Genomic DNA, 17,759 nt, shown 5'->3' with positions numbered 1-17,759 from the left:
ACATATCTCGGAGGCGACGCAAGGGCAATCGCGCAAGGTCAGGCGGGAAGAAGTCCTTCGGCCGGGCGCTCGAAGCCGGTCTTGAGGCCGTCCCAGTTCAGGATCGGACGATGCAGGAAGCTGGCCACGATAGGGTCCTTGGGGTCGAGAACGCCAAGGCGGACGAGGATCGCGGCGATCGCTAGTTCCGAGGCGCGGGTTGCGCCATCTGCCACCTTCAGTGCGACGCCCAGACCGAGTTCAGGCAGGATGGCCGTGTAGAAGCCTTCGGCGCCGGTCTTTATCGCGGCTCGGCCTTTGGCCGCCTGCATCAGTTGTGCGCAAGCCCGGCCTCTACCCGCTACGAGTTCGGGATGTTCGATCATTGCGTCGCGCAGACGTGCCGCTGCAGTGTCACGTGCGCCGCTACCATGACCGGCCACCGCGAAGCGCGCCATCGCGATCGCGATGCCCTTCAGGCTGGCCGCGAAGTTCGGCGCCGAGCAGCCGTCGATTCCGAATCCAGGACTGTCCTCGCCGCACATGTCCTCGAAGGCCTCGCGCACCTGCTTCTGCACCGGGTTCTCGGGATCGACATAGTCGAGACCCGCACCGATATGGCGCGCGACGGTCAGAAAGCCCGCGTGCTTCCCCGAGCAGTTGTTGAACAGCCGCGTAACCGGTTCGCCGGAGCGGATCATCTGGTCTCTCAACTCCGGGTTCCGCGAGACCTGTGGCCCGCAGCAAAGCGCGTGCTCGTCCAGGCCCAGGTCCGCCAGCCAGCGACCCACCTTCTCGACATGCCGACGCTCTCCGGAATGCGACGCGCAAGCCAGCGCAAGCCGTTCGGTCGACAGGTCGCTGCCCGCTCCGGTCTCGAGAAGCGGCAGGGCCTGCATCATCTTGATCGACGAACGCGGCAGCACGACGAGATCGGGATCGCCCCAGGCTTCCACGATCTCGCCGTCTGCCCGCGACACGACGGCGTGGCCCAAATGCAGGGACTCCAGAAATTTACCCCGGTAGATCTCGGCCAGCGGCACAGCTTCGGTCATCTTCGCTCTCCTTTGCGCTGCGGCGATTTTCCGCCTTCAGGGGGGTTCCATCACCGGCGTGAGTTAAGGTATTGGACTCCCACTGGACAGGGGCTTTTGGGACCGGGACAGCAGACGCAAGATCGGCGGCCCGAGCGAAGATACAAGGCAGGACGATGGCTACAGCACGCATTCTCTCGATTTTCGCGGCGGTCGCGCTTCTCTCGGTCAGCGGCGGGGCGCTGGCGCAGGAGGAAACGAACCGGGTCGCTGCCGAGACGGACTGGGCCGTGTTCGAGGGTGACGAGCCCAAGGAATGCTGGGCGGTCACCGCCCCGCGCGAGACGGTCAACACCCGCGACGACCGGGTCGTATCGGTTCGCCGCGGCGATATTCTTCTCTTCGTGACCTACCGGCCTGGCGAAAGCATCGCAGGCGAGGTCAGCTTCACCGGCGGCTATCCCTTCGCCGACGGCTCGACCGTCACGCTGGAGGTGGGTGGGGCGACCTTCGAGATGTTCACCGAGGGCGAGTACGCCTGGCCCGCCACGCCGGCCGAGGATCAGAAGATCGTGACCGCCATGAAGCGGGGATCGGATGCGGTGGTGACCGCACGTTCGTCGCGCGGGACCGAGACGAAGGACACCTTCTCTCTTCTGGGCGCAACGGCGATGATCGAGGAAGCCGAAAAGCGCTGCACCACCGGCTGATCTGAAGGGCGCTCCGGTGCGTCAATGCACCTTGCTTTCCCGACGCGGATCCGTGGCGCCTTCCGCCCCCCACAGGTCTGTGCGCATGAGGCCGGTCGCCCGGTCGAACCCCGAATGGAAGACGGCGCCCTCGACGGGTTCGAGCGGCTCGGCGCCCGGGGTCAGTCGATGACGCAGGAAAGCCATAGGGTGCGCGCGTAGCGTGAGCCTCATGGCGACGTAGTCCTCGACCACCTCCTCGCCCATGGTCATGGCAGGCAGGTCCGCCAGCGCCTCGACGATCCCCTCTCCGTCCAGGTCCCCGGCGAACAGCGGGAGCGGCTTCTCGGAAGCAAGCGCGGCAGCAGACCAGAGCGCCTGACGGCGGTTTAGGCCAAGCGAGGCGAAGACATCGGCCTCGGCCAGCACGCGCAGCGACTTGGGATCGGCCCCGGCCCGGCGCCAGACGTCCTCGACCGAGGTATAGCCGTTGCCGCGCGCGGCGACGATCCAGGAGGCATCCTCCTCACGCAGCGCCTTGATCTGACGGAACCCCAGCCGCAGGGCGAGGCCCCCCTTCCGGTCCGGCTCCATCGCGCTGTCCCAAGTCGAGGCGTTGATGCAGGGAGGCCTGACCTCGACGCCGTGCTCACGGGCGTCGCGGACGATCTGGGCCGGTGCGTAGAATCCCATGGGCTGTGAGTTCAGGAGCGCGCAGGCGAAAATGCCGGGGTGATGGTGCTTGAGCCAGGAGGAGGCATAGACGAGAAGCGCGAAGCTGGCGGCGTGGCTTTCGGGAAAACCGTAGCTGCCAAAGCCCTCGATCTGGCTGAAGCAGCGCTCGGCGAAGTCGTCCTCGTATCCGTTCGCGCGCATCCCCTTCAGGAAGCGGGTCCGGAACTCGGATACGTTGCCGTGCTTCTTGAAGGTCGCCAGCGCCCGGCGCAGGCGATCGGCCTCTTCCGGGGTGAAGCCCGCGCCCACGATGGCGATCTGCATCGCCTGCTCCTGGAACAGCGGCACGCCCAGGGTCTTGCCCAGGACGCGGCCAAGCTCATCCGAGGGAAACTCGACCTTCTCCTCTCCCCTCCTGCGGCGGAGATAGGGATGCACCATGTCGCCCTGGATCGGACCGGGCCGGATGATCGCCACCTCTATCACCAGATCGTAGAAGGTCCGCGGCCGCATCCGGGGCAGGAAGTTCATCTGCGCCCGGCTCTCGACCTGAAACACGCCCAGCGAGTCCGCCCGGCACAGCATGTCGTAGACGTCCGGGTCCTCGGGCGGGAGCGTCGCCAGCGTCCAGTCTGCCTGGTGGTGCCCGCGGATCAGGTCGAACGCCTTGCGGATGCAGGACAGCATTCCAAGCGCCAATACATCGACCTTCAGGATGCCAAGCGCGTCGATGTCGTCCTTGTCCCAGCAAATGACGGTGCGGTCTTCCATCGTCGCGTTTTCGATGGGCACCAGTTCGTCCAGCCGTCCTTCCGTGATGACGAAGCCGCCGACGTGCTGCGACAGGTGCCGGGGAAACCCCTGGATCTGGAAGATCAGGTCGAGGGTCTGCGCCAGCCGCCTGTCGGTCGGGTCGAGCCCGATCTCGCGCAGTTGCTTGTCCGCCATTCCGCTGGTGTCGAAGAAGCCCCAGAGTTGAGAGGAGATGGCGCTGATCGTGTCCTCGGTCAGCCCCATGACCTTGCCCACTTCGCGGATCGCGCGCTTGCCGCGATAATGGATGACCGTCGCGCAGAGTCCGGCGCGGTGGCGGCCGTAGCGTTCGTAGATGTGCTGGATCACCTCTTCGCGCCGCTCGTGCTCGAAGTCGACGTCGATGTCTGGCGGTTCGTCGCGGGCTTCCGACACGAAGCGCTCGAAGACCATCGTGCCGATCTCGGGCGAGACCGAAGTGACGCCGAGGCAATAGCACACGACCGAGTTCGCCGCCGAGCCCCTGCCCTGACAGAGGATGCCGCGCGAACGGGCAAAGTCGACGATGTCGTGGACGGTGAGAAAGTAGGGCTCGTAGCGCAGCTTGGCGATCAGCGTCAGCTCGTGCTCAAGAAGCTTGCGGACATGATCCGGCGCGCCCGAGGGATAGCGCCATTTCAGCCCCTTCATCGACAGGCGGCGCAGGCGGTCCGGGGCAGTCTCGCCGTCGGAGACCTCGGAGGGATACTCATAGCGCAGCTCGTCCAGCGAGAAGGTCAGGCTCTCGGCCAGGGCTGCGGCACGATCGACTGCCTCGGCATGGGAACCGAGAAAGCGGCGCATCTCGTCCTCGGTCCGCAGCCTCTGCTCGGCGTTGGCCAGCGCGGACCGACCGAGTTGGTCGACTTTCACGCCCGTCCGGACGGCGGTCAGCACATCGGCGAGACGGCGACGCGCGCCGTGGTGCATGATCGGCCAGGCCGAGGCGACGGTTGGCAGGCCAAGGCCATCCGCCAGCGACGCCAGCTTGTCGAACCTCTCGGCGTCCTGCCCGTCGTAGCGGGGCGAGAGGATAAGGTGGCAGTCACCGGGAAAGGCCCGCGCCAGTCGCCGCACCTGGTCGCGCCATCCCTTGCGCCCGTCTCGGCCCGGCGGGTGGATCAGAAGCGCCAGCCCCTCGCCGAATTCCACAAGATCGTCGAGGCGCAGGACGCATGATCCCTTCTCGGCCCGCAGTCGCCCGCGCGAGATCAGCCGGCAGAGCCTTCCCCAGCCCGCGCGATCCTTCGGCAGCGCGGTGACCGAGAACCTTGTCTCGAGCACGATCCGCGCGCCGGGCACGAGACGCGGCACATTCAGGATCGCCGCCGAGGCGTCGAGCGGAGGAGGAGGCGCCACCCGCGTCTCGAACCCTGCGACGGGCGTGCCCGGCTCGGTCGTCTCGACCGACGAGAGGGTGCCGTGCTTTTGCCGGGCCTTGCCGCCCGGATAGCTTTCGTAGACCTGCTGCTTGACCTCCCAAGCCGTGACGGGAACCGGGGGACCGATCAGGGCGGCCTCCTGCCGCTCGCGCACCTGGCGCGCGATCTCCTTCACCCGTGCATGCGCGCGCACGATCCCCGCGACCGAGTTCTCGTCCGCGATGGCGATGGCCGACAGGCCGAGAAGCGCGGCGCGGTCGACGTACTCCTCGGGGTGGGAGGCCCCTGTCAGGAAGGTGAAGTTTGACGTCGCGGAGAGTTCGGCAAAGCTCATCCGAGTCCCTCGCACCCGGGTCGCAAGAGAGGCGGCAAAAGGCGAATCCATGTCATGCGGGGATGATATTCATGTTTTGTTCTCATTGCCAGTTCGCCTTCACGGCATCCCTTCACGGGCACCCCAACAGTTTCACGATAGGCTCACGCAAGGCCGGGGACCCCCGATTGACCCAACGGCAACCAGGGCGCAGGGTGTTCGTGGGTCGCAAGTGAAGACCTTGATTTGAGATCGTATTTCAACGCCGACGGGTGGCCAATTGCAGGTCTGTGACAGCCCGTGGAGGCGAGGTAACCAGTGACGCGAAAGCGTGAGGGTGGGTGTGATGAGTGAGGGTGGTTAAGGGTGCACGTTCGCGGGGTCGGGAGGAAAACCTAATCCTCGTCCCCATGGTTCTGACCGGACCCCGCGGGCGTCTCTTCCCTCAGAAGGAACACAGGACACATCAGGGCAGAGGGGCGCGGCAGTCGCCTGTTGCGTGGCACGCCAGAAGGCGGGCGACGCCGTCTTCGGTTGCGGGCAAAACATTGTCGGCGCAAGGACTTACGGTGATGACGGGGCCTTGGGAGGTGGCCTGGACGGCGGCGAGGAACTCGCCGGAGAGATCTGGGGGGTCGGCGCACCAGATGTTGGTGCAGTCGAGGACGAGGGAGACCTGGGCCTCGACGGGATCGGAGAAACCGGTGGGGCCGAGGGAGGCGCCTTCGATGCGGATCCGGCTGATCGCGCTGGCGTCGGGGACGTTGCGGGGCGGCAGGCGGATCTGGGCGGTGCCGACGCTATGCCCCTTGAATATAACGAAAGTTTCGTCGGAATCGCGGGCGGCTTCGTACATCCTCACGGGGTCCGGGGGGAGGCAGGAGAGGGCCGAGACGGGGGTGGCGGCGAGGGCGAAAAGGGTGGCGATCCGGAGCATCATGTGTCCTTTCATGTCTCCCCGCACGGGGGTCAGATAGGGCTCAAGTCCCTGTGTTTCAAGGGTTTTCAGAGCCGATCACGGAAGGCGGCGAGAACCTGCCGGTAGACGTCGCGCTTGAAGGGGACAATGTTTTCAAGGACTTCGTCGGGGGTGGACCAGCGCCAGCGGGCGAACTCGCGGTGGTGGCGGGTGATGTCGATGTCGGCGTCAACCCCTTGGAAACGCAGGAGAATCCACTTCTGCTCCTGACCCCTGTAGCGGCCCTTCCAGACCTTGCCGAGCAACTCGGGCGGCAGGTCGTAGCGGATCCAGACGGGGGTCTCGGCCTCGACTTCGACCAGCGCGGGGGCCACTCCCGTCTCTTCCTCCAGCTCACGAAGTCCTGCAATTTCAACGGTTTCGCCCTGATCTATCCCGCCCTGGGGCATCTGCCAGGCACCCGGCGTGTCGGCGCGTTCGCCCACGAAAACGCGGCCTTTCGCGTCGGCGAGGACGACGCCCACGCAGGGGCGGTAGGGGAGATCGGCGGTCATGGGGGAGTGATACAGGGGTTCGGGAGGGGGGAAAACGGCTATCGGTATCGCGTCGGTATCACGTCGGTATCGCGTCGGTGCCGGATCGGGGCGCGCGCGGCGACATCGCGCGGCGTTAACCCGACGCGGCGATCCTGCCCCCTGACACGACGAGGAGACCCGCGATGGAGACGACCACATGGATGGCCACGAAGGGCCCCAAGACGAAACGGCTGGCGACCGAGCGGCTGTACAAGCTGGCCTTCATCCAGTCGATGGAGAGCGCGCGCGGCATCGCCGAGTTCGCCCGCGACGAGGTGCCCGAGGCCTGGGAGACGCTGGAGCTGGACCTCGACGTCGAGGGGCCGAAGGAGAAGGTGACGCTCTACCTCGACCGGACGGTGGTGCGGATGTTCAGGAGCATGGGCAAGGGCTACCAGGCGCGGATCAACCGGATCCTGGAGCTGTGGCTGCAACTGAAGATCTCGCAGAAGGTCCAGTCGCAGCGGGACATGGCCGACTACATGATGCGCACCCTCGAGGAGCGCCGCCGCGAGGACCCGACGGGGCGGCTGGAGAAGCACTACGAGTGGCTGAGGGCGCACGAGGCCTATGAGGAGGGGGTGAGGGACGCGAAGGCGGGGAAGGCTTAGGGGGGTGGGGGCGTCGAGAATCCAATCACACACTTGCTTCTCCATGCATTTTCACTAATGTCGCTCGGCGTCGGGAGTGCAATGATGGGCATTTTGATTAATAGAGTCAGACTGCGAAATTTCAAGAGTATAGCCAGTTGTGATGTTCGCCTAACAGATCTGTGTGCGTTAGTTGGAGTAAACGGCGCGGGCAAAAGCAATTTCCTGGACTCGTTTTCATTTGTATCCGATGCCTGCAACTCAACTTTGGAAACAGCAATACGAAACCGTGGCGGACTCGGTGCAGTTCGAAGGCGATCTGAAGGGCATCCGAACAATTTCGGCATGTCGTTTTCTGTTAATTTGAGCGGTGGGCTAAACGCATTCTTTGCGTTTGAAATATCAGCAACTCCAGGCGGCCGCTTTGAAGTGAGTAGGGAGAGAGCCGCGATTTCGGAAAGCGACGGCATCGGCGTCGCGGAGTATGAGATTAAACGAGGAGATTTGAACAAGTTTACAATCTCAGGCGCCAAACCTGATGTCCGACCTGATAGACTTTTTCTCACCAGCGTTTCTGGCCTTCGACCCTTCGATTTGCTTTTTGATGCCCTCGCTGGCATCTCAATCTATGACATTAATCCTGAGGATTTTCGATATCCGCAGCCTCACGAAGCGGGAGACGTTTTGTCGCCGTCAGGCCAGAACTTAGCCTCTGTTTTCAGGCGATTGTCAGATTCATCTTCAGAAACATACGATAGAATCGGTGAATACCTTCAAAAAATTGTGAGTAGCGTTGTTGGCGTTCAACCGAAATCTTTGGGACCCACGGAGACTATACAGTTTCAGCAATTCGTTCAAAATAGCAAGCACCCGTGGAAGTTTGATGCACTAAATATGTCCAATGGCACCCTTAGGTCTCTTGGCGTTTTGACTGCACTTTTCCATAGGGAGGTGCTCGCTGAAGGGCAGACGCCCTTTATTGGCGTCGAGGAACCGGAAGGTACAATTCATCCGGGCGCAGCAGCAGTGTTAATGGACGCTATTATTGAAGCCTCGAAGAGTAGGCAGATATTACTGACGACCCATAGCCCTGAGCTTCTGGATCACGAAGGCATAGACGAAGAGAACTTGTTTATTGTTACTAGCGAAAGAAACGAGTCTTGGATTGGTAATGCTGACAGCGCCTCCAGGGAGGCTATGCGGAAAAGTCTTTTAACTGCAGGAGAACTATTGCGGACCAATCAGCTCTCCCCTGAGAACGCCTCAGATAGAATGCTCAAGCAGTCAGACTTGTTCTCGAGCTAAAGAATGGGAAAGATCTTTCTTATAGTCGAGGGCCACGGGGAAGAACGGGCTCTACCGGTTCTGGTTCGGCGAATATTGTACGAACGCTTGGGGATCTTTGATTTTTTGGTCGAAGCTCCCTACCGAATGGCAAGGTCACGAATTGCTCTTTTCGGCGAGGAGCTATCAAAAGCAGTTCGCTTGGGTCGTGGCAAGGTGTTAGACGGGGCTGGCAGGGGTGGAATCATAATTCTTTTAGATGCCGATGACGACTGTCCCAAAGATCTACAAGATAAATTTCAAATCTACATTGAAGAGATTGGCATTGATGTTCCCGTCGCTTTCGTCGCCGCCAATCGTGAGTATGAAGCGTGGTTCATCTGTTGTGCGGAGGATTTGCGGCACCATAAACTGATCCTCAACAACGCTCAGAATCACCAAAATGCTGAAACAGTAAGGGACGCGAAGGGACACTTTGAGAGACACGTTATGGTGCCGGAGGCAAGCTATTCTGAAACGATCGAACAGGAGAAATTCTCGGCAATAATTAACTTGGACAACGTCGGCGTTGCTTGTAGGTCTTTCCAAAAGCTCTGCAAAGAGATCGAACGCTTGGCAGTGTAGCCTTAAGAAGCGACTTCCCCTCCCCTCCCCCTCACGCTATACGCGCCCGACCCAACCGCAGGAGAAGCACGTGGGCTATCGCGTCGTTGTCGCCGGCGCCACGGGGAACGTGGGCCGTGAAATGCTGAACATCCTGGCCGAGCGCCAGTTTCCCGCCGACGAGGTGGTGGCTCTCGCGAGCCGCAAATCCCTCGGCAGCGAGGTCAGCTATGGCGACAGGACGCTCAAGACCAAGGACCTCGCCACCTTCGACTTCACCGGCTGGGACATCGCCCTCTTCGCCATCGGCTCGGAGGCCGCGAAGGAGTACGGGCCCAAGGCGGCGAAGGCGGGCTGCGTGGTGATCGACAACTCGTCGCTCTACCGCTACGACCGCGACGTGCCGCTGATCGTGCCCGAGGTGAACCCCGAGGCGATCGAGGGCTATGCCAAGCGGAACATCATCGCGAACCCCAACTGCTCGACCGCTCAGATGGTGGTGGCGCTGAAGCCGCTGCACGACCGGGCGCGGATCAAGCGGGTGGTCGTGTCGACCTACCAGTCGGTCTCGGGCGCGGGGAAGGCCGGCATCGACGAGCTGTGGGACCAGACGAAGGCGATCTACAACCCGACGTCGCACGTGGGTCCGTCCAAGTTCACCAAGCAGATCGCGTTCAACGTGATCCCGCACATCGACGTCTTCCTCGATTCCGGCGAGACGAAGGAAGAGTGGAAGATGGTGGCCGAGACGAAGAAGATCCTCGACACCAAGATCAAGGTGACGGCGACCTGCGTGCGGGTGCCGGTCTTCGTGGGGCATTCCGAGGCGATCAACATCGAGACCGAGGAGTTCCTGGACGAGGACGAGGCGCGCGACATCCTGCGGGTGTCTCCGGGCATCCTCGTCGTCGACAAGCGCGAGGACGGGGGCTACGTGACGCCGATCGAGTGCGTCGGCGACTTCGCGACCTTCGTGAGCCGGATCCGCCAGGATTCGACGATCGACAACGGGCTGAACATCTGGGTGGTGTCGGACAACCTGCGGAAGGGGGCGGCGCTGAACGCGGTGCAGATCGCCGAGCTTCTGGGGAATCGGATGCTGAAGAAGGGCTGAGCCTTTCCGGGGATCGGAGACGGTCCCCGTGCGCCGGGCAGGATTGTCGCCGGGGTGGAAATCGGCGGGCGCGGGGATGAAAATTTCCCGCGCAGGTTGACGCAGGGTCGGCTATTTCGCCGATGCGGTTCGGATCATTAACCAATTTGTCCTAGAGAGCAGCCGGGGCGGTCCCGCCGCGCCCGGCCGCCACAAAGCTGCCGCAATCCGTGACGATTGCTGCCTCAATCGGCCGATTGCCTGAAGTTCTTGCAGGAGGACGAGAGGATTACGCCGATGTCTCCGGACCAGACCGACCGCGCGCCCAGACCCCTTGGGGACGACGGACGCCGGTGGTTGTCGGCGGACCCGCTGTCGTCGCGCCTGATCGAGTTTCGGCCACCGGCCCTGCCCTGCGACATCAGGGGCCGCGTGATTCCCCTGACCTTGCGCCGCGCCGGGGGGCGGGAGCGGCAGACGGTCAGCGGGTTCTTCTGCTACGCGGCCCGGACATGAGTCCGCGCCCCACACTCACCCCAGGACACACGATGCCCCTGCAACTGACCGAGATCGCCAAGGCCCGACGCCGCATCGCCGACCACAACAAGCTTCTGAAGACGTCGGGCAAGGCCCTGGCGAAGACGGTGCTGCCGCAGAACGCCAAGCCCGTGTTCAGTTCGGTCCGCAGCAGCCGGTCCGTCTAGATCGGTTCGAAGGCGTCGATCTCGGGGATGTACTGCGACAGGCCGCCCTCGCCGATGTCGGTCCACAGGCCGTGGAGCGTCATCTCGTCCGCCTCGACCTTCTCGCGAACGAACGGAAAGGTCATCAGGTTGGACAGCGAGATCTTGACGGCCTCGTGCTCGAGCGTGCGGATCGCCTGGGCATCGTCGGTCATGTCGGCGACCTTCTCGTAGCCAGGCCGAAGAAGGTCCATCCACCGTCCGACGAAGCTGGACTTCTCTTCGAGTTCCGGCGCCTTTCCTGAACACATCGCGTGACAGCCCGCGACGCCGCCGCACTGGGAGTGGCCGATGACGATGAGGTGCGCGACCTTGAGCGCGGTCACGGCGTATTCGACCGCCGCCGAGGTGCCGTGGAGATCGCCGTCCGGCTTGTAGGGCGGGATCAGGTTGGCAATGTTGCGGTGAATGAAGAATTCGCCCGAGTCCGCGCCGAAGATCGAGGTGACGTGGACCCGGCTGTCGCAGCAGGACACGATCATCGCGCGGGGGCGCTGCCCGTCCTCGGCAAGCCGGCGATACCAGATGTGGTTTTCTGCAAAGGTCGTGGCCTTCCAGCCCTGGTATCTCTGGACCAGGTAGCTGGGCAGCGGGCGGGCGTTCTTCATGGCGCTCTCCAGAATTTGAATCGAATGCCGCGCAGCCTTCGGCGGACATCAACGAATTCTTTTCCCCAGACGAGGTACACCGGGCCCGGGTAGAGTGAAAGGGATCAAACGTGACCGAGAAGATAGCCGTATTGTGTCCGCGGGAGGCCGTGAGCCTCAGCATGCCCGCGATCTATTCAGCCGGGGGAGATGGTCCGCGCGGCGAACGGCCTGCAATGGCCGAGGACGCCGTGGAAGAGATCGTCGTCTGCCTCGCGGCGATAGAGGCCGCCTGGTCCGCCGGCGAGTTCCGGCGCCTGTCGAGCACGCTTGCCTCGGTCGCCGGTCTGGCGCGGGCGACGGGATTGCCCGACGTTGCGCGGGTCGCCGACAGCGCGCTGGAGCTTGTGAAGGGTCACGACGACGTCGCGCTGGCGGCGGTCGTCGCGCGTCTCGTCCGGCTTGGCGAGGCGTCTCTCGCGACGCTTCTGGAAATAAGCTATCGCCAGCTTTGACGGGGTTTCCCCTTGTGGCGGTTCGTCCTAGATTTCGGCCGAACCACGCGAGGACCCCTATCGTGTCAGCCCTTACCTTCGCCGAAGCGGGCCGCTCTGCGCGCCCCCTGCACCTGGTTCGCAAGGACGACGCCGCGCGCTGGATCGAAACCCTGGACGGGCCGGCGCGGGCCTGGGTCGAGTCCGTCGGGTTCCGCGGCGCGGCGGGCGAGGTCGTATTGATGCCGGGACCGGACGGGGCCGTCGCCGCGGCTGCGGGCGGGCTGGGCGACGAGAAGGATCGCGCGCGCAAGCGCTTCGTCGCAGCCGACCTGCGCGGCAAACTGCCCGAGGGCGACTGGTCGTTCGAATCGTCGCTCGACGGTGCGGATCTGGAGGAAGCGGCGCTTGGCTGGCTTCTGGCGGGCTATGTCTTCGACCGCTTCGCCACGGCCTCTCCACCCAAGGCCCGGCTGGTCGCACCCAAGGGTGTCGATGCGGCACGGCTGGAGCGGATCGCGGCGGGGGAGGCGCTGGCGCGCGACCTGATAAATACGCCGTCCTCGCACATGGGACCGTCCGAGCTGGAGGCTGCCGCCCGCGCGCTGGCCGAGGAATTCGGCGCGAAGATCGAGGTGATCGAGGGCGAGGCGCTGCTCGAGGCGAACTTCCCCATGATCCACGCGGTCGGCCGCGCAAGCCCGCGCGCACCGCGCCTGATCGACATGAGGTGGGGAGATGCGGGACCCGCCCTGACGCTGGTCGGCAAAGGCGTGTGCTTCGACACGGGCGGGCTGAACCTGAAGCCCGGCACCAGCATGGGGCTGATGAAGAAGGACATGGGCGGGGCGGCGAACGTGCTGGGCCTTGCGCGGATCCTGATGGCCGAGGGCGCGGCGCTGCGGCTGCGCGTTCTGATCCCGGCCGTCGAGAATGCCGTCTCGGGCGAGTCCTTCCGGCCGGGCGACATCCTCGACAGCCGCAAGGGGCTGACGGTCGAGATCAACAACACCGACGCCGAGGGCCGCCTGGTGCTGGCCGACGCGCTGGCGCTGGCCGACGAGGAGACGCCGGACCTCATCGTGTCGATGGCGACGCTGACCGGCGCGGCTCGGGTGGCGGTCGGACCGGACCTGGCGCCGTTCTACACCGACCACGACGCGGATGCGGGCCTGCTGGAAAGGGCGGCGCGCGAGGTGCGCGACCCGGTGTGGCGGCTGCCGTTCTGGGACGCCTACGAGCCCATGATCGAGCCGGGGATCGCGGATCTGGACAACGCCCCCTCGGGCGGCTTCGCGGGGTCGATCACGGCGGCGCTGTTCCTGCGGCGCTTCGTGACGGCGACACCGCGCTACATGCATTTCGACATCTTCGGCTGGACGCCCGTGTCGAAGCCGGGCCGGCCCAAGGGCGGCACGGGCCAGGCGATCCGGGCGCTGCACCGCGCGCTGCCGGAGTTGCTGGGATGACCGACCGTCGGCTTCTCGCGTCGAACGGCCGGGTGGCGCATGTGTCGCTTCAGGGCAAGGTCGAGGCCGAGCGGTTCGTCGAGGGCGAGGCGCGGCAGTTGCGGCGGACGGCCTGGCTGCGGCGCGCCCCGGATGGGGCGGTGGACCGGCAGCTTCTCTTCGGCGATCCGTTCCTGGTGCTCGAGGAGAACGACCGGGCGGCCTTCGGGGTCAGCCGCAAGGATGGCTATGTCGGCTATGTCGAGGCGGACGCGCTGTGGGAGGGGGCAGAGCCCACGCACCGGGTGGCGATCCGCACGACCTGGGCCTGGGCCGCGCCCAGCTTCAAGGTGCCGCCGATCCTTGACCTGCACCTGTCGGCGGAGGTGGCGGTGACGGGCGAGACGACGCCTTGGACCGAGATCGCTGGGCCCGAGGGGCCGCTCTATGTGCCGACGAACCACCTGATGCCGCTGTCCGAGGTCGAGGACCCGGTGACGGCGGCGCACATGATGGTGGGCACGCCCTATGTCTGGGGTGGCAACACGGGGTTCGGGATCGACTGCTCGGGCCTCGTGCAGGCGGCGTTCCGTGCCGCGGGGCGCGCCTGTCCGCCGGACAGCGACCTGCAGATGGCGATGGAGGGGGCGAGCCTCGAACATGGCGCGCTGAAGCGGGGCGACCTGGTGTTCTGGCGGGGGCATGTGGCGATGATGGCGGACGAGGTGTTCATCGTTCACGCCAACGCGCATCACATGGCCGTCGCGGTCGAGCCGCTGACAGAGGCCATCGACCGGATCAAGAAGACGGATGTCGGCGAGCCGCTTCTGATGCTGAAACCAGGACGCTAGTCGACCGGGCGGATCAGCTTGCGCTCGAGGACGCGGAGGACGGCGCGGAGGTCGGAGCCGCGCTTGAGGATGCGGCCGTCCATGCCGATGACGGCGTACATGCCCTGCTTCTGGCGGAGCTTCGGGCGCTTCTCGATGCGGTACATCGGCACCTCGGCGGTGCGGCGGAAGATCGAGAAGACGGCGACCTCGCGCAGGAAGGACATGCCGTAGTCGCGCCACTCGCCGGCCGAGACCATGCGTCCGTAGACGCCGAGGATGACGTTGAGTTCCTGGCGATCAAAGGCGACCTGCTCGGGCACCGGGCTGGATTTCGGGAAGGGCGTCGGGTCCTGGACCGTCATGGGCGGATCCTGCCCCCGCGGGGGGAGTGAATCAAGCCTCGCCGCAACTTCGCCACAAAAAAACCTCTGCCCCGGGATGCGCCGGACGTCATGTTGCCCAAGTTGCAGGGCATCAAGATCATGTAGCGAAAGACGCTATCCCCGATACCGTGGAATCAACAGCCCCCACCCAGCCCGCGGCATCGGGGAACCCCCACACCGAGACGAGGGACCCCTCGCTTGTTGAAAGCGGGGGTTTTTCGCGTTTAGGAGGTGGGCGTGGGTCGTCAAGCCTTATACGCGAGACCAAATCGCCATCCAGTGGACCCACAGTTGACCGCTTTTCGCAAACGGTAGACGGTTTCGACATGAAGTTTTCGTGGACAGGCGAAGTCAGCGCCGGGGTCTTTCAACGGTATCTCCGTGTCGGCACATACCTTGAGGAGTCCTTTCGCCGAGAACAGGCATTTTCGCCGCTGGCTTCGTCGGAAGTAAAGATTTGTTTTATTCCCATAATCATGGATGCCACGCTAAGACGCTATTATCCCGCGCGCTCAGAAGTCGATCTAAAGGAGGGAGTGTTCTATTGCGCTCCTCAATTGGACTACGACCTGTTCGCGAAAGGTGACTTCTCAGAGCAAGTTGCGCACTGCCTCGACGAACTGAGCGCTTCGGAGAGGTATCTGAGAAAGCTCCTAGATGAGGATGAGATCACTGCACTTCAGGCAATATTCGAGCGGATGCGGGTAACGGGATAGCAGCCAAGTCTCTGCCCAGCCCGCAGCCAGATGCGCGTCCCACGGCGCGGACATGTGAGTTGCCAATCTCCCACCCGACCCCTCTAGTCGGGCCAAACGGGACAGGAGACAGCACATGAACGACACGGTCATCGGCGTCATCGGCGGCAGCGGCATCTACGAGATCGAGGGGCTGGAGGGCTCGGAGTGGGTGGCGGTGGACACGCCCTGGGGTGAGCCCTCGGACCGGATCCTGACGGGGTCGCTGAACGGTGTGCGAATGGCTTTCCTGCCGCGGCACGGTCGCGGGCATGTGCATTCGCCGACGACGGTGCCCTACCGCGCCAACATCGACGCGCTGAAGCGCCTTGGAGTGACGGACGTGGTCAGCGTCTCGGCCTGCGGGTCGTTCCGCGAGGAGATGGCGCCCGGGGACTTCGTGATCGTCGACCAGTTCATCGACCGCACCTTCGCGCGCGAGAAGTCTTTTTTCGGGACGGGCTGTGTGGCGCATGTGAGCGTCGCGCATCCGACCTGTGCGCGGCTGGGCGCGGTCGCGGCCGAGGCGGCGGAAGCGGCGGGGGCGAAGGTGCATCGGGGCGGGACGTACCTGGCGATGGAGGGGCCTCAGTTCTCGACCCTGGCCGAGTCGCGGATGTATCGCGAGGTCTGGGGCTGCGACGTGATCGGGATGACGAACATGCCCGAGGCCAAGCTCGCCCGCGAGGCGGAGCTTTGTTACGCGAGCGTGGCGATGATCACGGACTATGACTCCTGGCATCCCGACCACGGCGAGGTGGACGTGAGCGAGATCATCCGCACGCTGATGGGGAATGCCGAGAAGGGCCGCGCATTGGCCGCGGGTCTGCCGGGGCGGCTGTCCGGCGAGCGGGCGGCCTGCGGGCAGGGCTGCGACCGGGCGCTGGACCATGCGATCCTGACGCGGCCCGAGGCGCGGGATCCGGAGTTCGTGGCGAAGCTCGACGCGGTGGCGGGGCGGGTGCTTTAGGAACGAGGGGCTCTGCCCCTCGCGCTCCCCGGGATATTAGCGGACCGATGAAGATCAGGGGCAGCGCGGGCGGTCCTGTTCGAGCGCGATGAGGCGGTCGAGGGTGTCGGCCGGGACGTCTCCCATGACGAGGGTGGTGCCGAGCGTGAGCGCGGGCGTGCCCCAGACGCCGAGGGTGTCGGCGGCGGCGGCGTGGGTGGCGAGGGTGCGGGCGACCTCGGGGCTGTCCATCGTTTCGGCAAAGGTGGCGGGGTCGATGCCTGCGGAGACGGCGCCCTGGCGGATCATGGCGTCGGCGCCTCGGCCGCGCGGTGTGGCGTCGAGCGTGACGCCGAGGAGGCCTGCGGCGATCTCGGCCTTTGCGGCGGTCTCGGAGCCGGGACCGAGAAGGGGGAGCTGGAGGCGGGTGAGATCCAGGCGGTCGGTTCGGGTGGCGAGCTTCGCCTCGAGGCTGCGGCAGTTCGGGCAGTTGGCGTCGGTGAAGATCGCGGCCGGGACCCCCTGCCCCGTCGCCGGGTAGAGAACGGCGCAGAGGTCGGCGGGCGAAAGATCGCGCCGTTCGGTCGCCTCGATCCCGGCGAGGATCGCGCCGGTGGCCGAGCCTCCGGGGTCGGTGATGCCGTCGAACGCGACCTGCCGCCAGCCGGGCAGGCCCTCGACCGGGGCGAAGGCGAGGTCGTCGTCCTGCGCGAGCCAGAGCTGCCAGCCTGCCGCGAGGGCGGCGAGGATCGCGAGGAGGAGAAGCCCGTTGCGTCGGTCCAACCGTATTGCCTTTCCCGGTTCGAGCCGTCTTGATGACCCGGGCGTCAGGATAGGTCAGGCGATGGACAACCGGAAGAAGACGGTCAAGGACTACATCCGCACCATCGTGGATTTCCCCCACGAAGGGATCATGTTCCGCGACGTGACGACGCTGTTCGCGGACGCACGCGGCTTTCGCATCTGCATCGACCAGCTTCTGCACCCCTATGCCGGAGAGCGCATCGACAAGGTCGTGGGGCTCGAGGCGCGGGGGTTCATCATCGGCGGCGCCATCGCGCACCAGCTGTCGGTCGGCTTCGTGCCGATCCGCAAGAAGGGCAAGCTGCCGGGCGCCACGCTGACGCAGGCCTATACGCTGGAATACGGCGAGGCAGTGATGGAGGTCCACGACGACGCCATCCAGCCAGGCGAGAAGGTGCTTGTCGTCGACGACCTTCTGGCCACGGGCGGGACCTGCGAGGCCGGCATCCGGCTGATCGAGCGGATGGGCGGCGACATCGTCGGGTGTGCCTTCATCATCGACCTGCCTGATCTGGGCGGGCGCAGGAAGCTGGAGGCGCTGGGGATGGACGTGCATGTCCTCTGCGAATTCGAAGGCGCGTGATCGTCGAATTTTAAGCGATCTTTAGGATTCGGCCCCTAGGACGGGCGCACGATCTGCAGATCAGGTGTCTCTCACGAGTTGCGCCCCGCCCGGTCCCCCACCTGGGCGGGGCGATGCGTTTCACGCCGCTTGTTCTGCGTGCCGCAGGGTAGTATCACGCGGCGCATGACGCGTTTTTTCGACATGGACGATCGTGCCCGCCTGCCGTGGCGCTTTCACGGATCGAGGCGGACCGTGCTGGCCGGGCTCTGAGCCCGGAGGCAGCCCTTCGTC

Annotated in this window: 20 protein-coding genes; 13 read left to right on the top strand and 7 right to left on the bottom strand. The window is 64.8% G+C overall.

Annotated features, from left to right (window positions below):
* Positions 1 to 38: 38 nt before the first annotated feature.
* Positions 39 to 1,034 (bottom strand): asparaginase, encoded by a 996-nt coding sequence (locus tag C8D95_RS17360; protein WP_109760466.1) that lies wholly within the window; start codon positions 1,032 to 1,034, stop codon positions 39 to 41.
* A gap of 155 nt (positions 1,035 to 1,189) precedes the next feature.
* Here C8D95_RS17360 and C8D95_RS17355 point away from each other — a divergent pair, with 155 nt between their 5' ends.
* A complete protein-coding gene (locus C8D95_RS17355) occupies positions 1,190 to 1,723 on the top strand; it encodes an invasion associated locus B family protein (protein ID WP_109760465.1) in 534 nt (177 codons plus the stop codon).
* Between the two features lie 21 nt (positions 1,724 to 1,744).
* Here C8D95_RS17355 and C8D95_RS17350 read toward each other — a convergent pair whose 3' ends face one another.
* From C8D95_RS17350 to C8D95_RS17340, 3 genes are all read right to left on the bottom strand, one after another.
* Complete coding sequence (locus C8D95_RS17350) at positions 1,745 to 4,936, bottom strand: error-prone DNA polymerase (RefSeq protein WP_249033330.1); 3,192 nt, start codon at positions 4,934 to 4,936, stop codon at positions 1,745 to 1,747.
* A 394-nt stretch (positions 4,937 to 5,330) separates the two neighbouring features.
* Positions 5,331 to 5,816 carry a hypothetical protein gene (locus C8D95_RS17345; protein ID WP_126918614.1) on the bottom strand — a complete coding sequence of 162 codons (486 nt, stop codon included), beginning with the start codon at positions 5,814 to 5,816 and terminating at the stop codon, positions 5,331 to 5,333.
* 53 nt (positions 5,817 to 5,869) lie between these two features.
* Positions 5,870 to 6,337 carry an RNA pyrophosphohydrolase gene (locus C8D95_RS17340; RefSeq protein WP_109760462.1) on the bottom strand — a complete coding sequence of 156 codons (468 nt, stop codon included), beginning with the start codon at positions 6,335 to 6,337 and terminating at the stop codon, positions 5,870 to 5,872.
* A 164-nt stretch (positions 6,338 to 6,501) separates the two neighbouring features.
* Here C8D95_RS17340 and C8D95_RS17335 point away from each other — a divergent pair, with 164 nt between their 5' ends.
* The 6 genes from C8D95_RS17335 (at position 6,502) to C8D95_RS22120 (ending at position 10,632) form a co-directional block, all read left to right on the top strand.
* Entirely contained in the window at positions 6,502 to 6,969 is a 468-nt protein-coding gene (locus tag C8D95_RS17335; protein ID WP_109760461.1) for a BrnA antitoxin family protein, read from the top strand.
* Positions 6,970 to 7,053: 84 nt separating this feature from the next.
* Positions 7,054 to 8,253: an AAA family ATPase gene (locus tag C8D95_RS17330; protein ID WP_164721761.1), complete on the top strand. Its 1,200-nt coding sequence runs from the start codon at positions 7,054 to 7,056 to the stop codon at positions 8,251 to 8,253.
* Positions 8,254 to 8,256: 3 nt separating this feature from the next.
* On the top strand, positions 8,257 to 8,856 hold the full coding sequence (locus C8D95_RS17325) for a DUF4276 family protein (protein ID WP_109760459.1): 600 nt from the start codon (positions 8,257 to 8,259) through the stop codon (positions 8,854 to 8,856).
* Between the two features lie 70 nt (positions 8,857 to 8,926).
* On the top strand, positions 8,927 to 9,949 hold the full coding sequence (locus tag C8D95_RS17320) for an aspartate-semialdehyde dehydrogenase (protein ID WP_109760458.1): 1,023 nt from the start codon (positions 8,927 to 8,929) through the stop codon (positions 9,947 to 9,949).
* 276 nt (positions 9,950 to 10,225) lie between these two features.
* Positions 10,226 to 10,444 (top strand): hypothetical protein, encoded by a 219-nt coding sequence (locus tag C8D95_RS17315; RefSeq protein WP_109760457.1) that lies wholly within the window; start codon positions 10,226 to 10,228, stop codon positions 10,442 to 10,444.
* Positions 10,445 to 10,476: 32 nt separating this feature from the next.
* Entirely contained in the window at positions 10,477 to 10,632 is a 156-nt protein-coding gene (locus C8D95_RS22120) for a hypothetical protein (protein WP_164721762.1), read from the top strand.
* Here the strand turns inward: C8D95_RS22120 and C8D95_RS17310 are convergent.
* Positions 10,629 to 11,279, bottom strand: a complete 651-nt coding sequence (locus C8D95_RS17310) for a carbonic anhydrase (RefSeq protein WP_109760456.1) — start codon at positions 11,277 to 11,279, stop codon at positions 10,629 to 10,631. The two genes, C8D95_RS22120 and C8D95_RS17310, sit on opposite strands and share 4 nt — an antisense overlap.
* Positions 11,280 to 11,428: 149 nt before the next feature.
* Between C8D95_RS17310 and C8D95_RS17305 the strand changes: the two genes are divergently transcribed.
* Genes C8D95_RS17305 through C8D95_RS17295 form a run of 3 tightly spaced genes read left to right on the top strand, consistent with a single transcriptional unit; the run spans position 11,429 to position 14,051 of the window.
* On the top strand, positions 11,429 to 11,773 hold the full coding sequence (locus C8D95_RS17305) for a hypothetical protein (protein ID WP_126918615.1): 345 nt from the start codon (positions 11,429 to 11,431) through the stop codon (positions 11,771 to 11,773).
* Between the two features lie 59 nt (positions 11,774 to 11,832).
* Positions 11,833 to 13,221: a leucyl aminopeptidase family protein gene (locus C8D95_RS17300; RefSeq protein ID WP_420902681.1), complete on the top strand. Its 1,389-nt coding sequence runs from the start codon at positions 11,833 to 11,835 to the stop codon at positions 13,219 to 13,221.
* Positions 13,218 to 14,051, top strand: coding sequence for a C40 family peptidase (locus tag C8D95_RS17295; RefSeq protein WP_109760453.1), 834 nt, complete (start codon positions 13,218 to 13,220; stop codon positions 14,049 to 14,051). Before C8D95_RS17300 ends, C8D95_RS17295 begins: the two co-directional genes overlap by 4 nt.
* Here C8D95_RS17295 and C8D95_RS17290 read toward each other — a convergent pair.
* On the bottom strand, positions 14,048 to 14,395 hold the full coding sequence (locus C8D95_RS17290) for a DUF2794 domain-containing protein (RefSeq protein WP_109760452.1): 348 nt from the start codon (positions 14,393 to 14,395) through the stop codon (positions 14,048 to 14,050). The two genes, C8D95_RS17295 and C8D95_RS17290, sit on opposite strands and share 4 nt — an antisense overlap.
* Before the next feature lie 347 nt (positions 14,396 to 14,742).
* Here C8D95_RS17290 and C8D95_RS17285 point away from each other — a divergent pair, with 347 nt between their 5' ends.
* On the top strand, positions 14,743 to 15,132 hold the full coding sequence (locus C8D95_RS17285) for a hypothetical protein (protein WP_109760451.1): 390 nt from the start codon (positions 14,743 to 14,745) through the stop codon (positions 15,130 to 15,132).
* Between the two features lie 115 nt (positions 15,133 to 15,247).
* The gene (locus tag C8D95_RS17280; protein ID WP_109760450.1) at positions 15,248 to 16,120 is read left to right on the top strand and encodes an S-methyl-5'-thioadenosine phosphorylase; all 873 of its coding nucleotides are present in this window, start codon (positions 15,248 to 15,250) and stop codon (positions 16,118 to 16,120) included.
* Between the two features lie 54 nt (positions 16,121 to 16,174).
* Here the strand turns inward: C8D95_RS17280 and C8D95_RS17275 are convergent, their stop codons facing one another.
* On the bottom strand, positions 16,175 to 16,882 hold the full coding sequence (locus C8D95_RS17275; protein ID WP_109760449.1) for a DsbA family protein: 708 nt from the start codon (positions 16,880 to 16,882) through the stop codon (positions 16,175 to 16,177).
* A gap of 61 nt (positions 16,883 to 16,943) precedes the next feature.
* Between C8D95_RS17275 and C8D95_RS17270 the strand changes: the two genes are divergently transcribed.
* Entirely contained in the window at positions 16,944 to 17,486 is a 543-nt protein-coding gene (locus tag C8D95_RS17270) for an adenine phosphoribosyltransferase (protein ID WP_109760448.1), read from the top strand.
* The last annotated feature ends 273 nt before the right edge of the window (positions 17,487 to 17,759 follow it).

Source organism: Silicimonas algicola (genome assembly GCF_003148765.1).
GTDB classification, from domain to species: domain Bacteria; phylum Pseudomonadota; class Alphaproteobacteria; order Rhodobacterales; family Rhodobacteraceae; genus Silicimonas; species Silicimonas algicola.
Note: the sequence above shows the minus strand (reverse complement) of the source record. Positions and strands in the feature narration are given on the sequence as shown.

Bases quoted from the DNA above. Each gene is read 5' to 3' on its own strand.
- C8D95_RS17360 (WP_109760466.1), bottom strand. From the start codon at position 1,034: ATGACCGAAGCTGTGCCGCTGGCCGAGATCTACCGGGGTAAATTTCTG.
- C8D95_RS17355 (WP_109760465.1), top strand. From the start codon at position 1,190: ATGGCTACAGCACGCATTCTCTCGATTTTCGCGGCGGTCGCGCTTCTC.
- C8D95_RS17350 (WP_249033330.1), bottom strand. From the start codon at position 4,936: ATGGATTCGCCTTTTGCCGCCTCTCTTGCGACCCGGGTGCGAGGGACT.
- C8D95_RS17345 (WP_126918614.1), bottom strand. From the start codon at position 5,816: ATGAAAGGACACATGATGCTCCGGATCGCCACCCTTTTCGCCCTCGCC.
- C8D95_RS17340 (WP_109760462.1), bottom strand. From the start codon at position 6,337: ATGACCGCCGATCTCCCCTACCGCCCCTGCGTGGGCGTCGTCCTCGCC.
- C8D95_RS17335 (WP_109760461.1), top strand. From the start codon at position 6,502: ATGGAGACGACCACATGGATGGCCACGAAGGGCCCCAAGACGAAACGG.
- C8D95_RS17330 (WP_164721761.1), top strand. From the start codon at position 7,054: ATGGGCATTTTGATTAATAGAGTCAGACTGCGAAATTTCAAGAGTATA.
- C8D95_RS17325 (WP_109760459.1), top strand. From the start codon at position 8,257: ATGGGAAAGATCTTTCTTATAGTCGAGGGCCACGGGGAAGAACGGGCT.
- C8D95_RS17315 (WP_109760457.1), top strand. From the start codon at position 10,226: ATGTCTCCGGACCAGACCGACCGCGCGCCCAGACCCCTTGGGGACGAC.
- C8D95_RS22120 (WP_164721762.1), top strand. From the start codon at position 10,477: ATGCCCCTGCAACTGACCGAGATCGCCAAGGCCCGACGCCGCATCGCC.
- C8D95_RS17310 (WP_109760456.1), bottom strand. From the start codon at position 11,279: ATGAAGAACGCCCGCCCGCTGCCCAGCTACCTGGTCCAGAGATACCAG.
- C8D95_RS17295 (WP_109760453.1), top strand. From the start codon at position 13,218: ATGACCGACCGTCGGCTTCTCGCGTCGAACGGCCGGGTGGCGCATGTG.
- C8D95_RS17290 (WP_109760452.1), bottom strand. From the start codon at position 14,395: ATGACGGTCCAGGACCCGACGCCCTTCCCGAAATCCAGCCCGGTGCCC.
- C8D95_RS17285 (WP_109760451.1), top strand. From the start codon at position 14,743: ATGAAGTTTTCGTGGACAGGCGAAGTCAGCGCCGGGGTCTTTCAACGG.
- C8D95_RS17280 (WP_109760450.1), top strand. From the start codon at position 15,248: ATGAACGACACGGTCATCGGCGTCATCGGCGGCAGCGGCATCTACGAG.
- C8D95_RS17270 (WP_109760448.1), top strand. From the start codon at position 16,944: ATGGACAACCGGAAGAAGACGGTCAAGGACTACATCCGCACCATCGTG.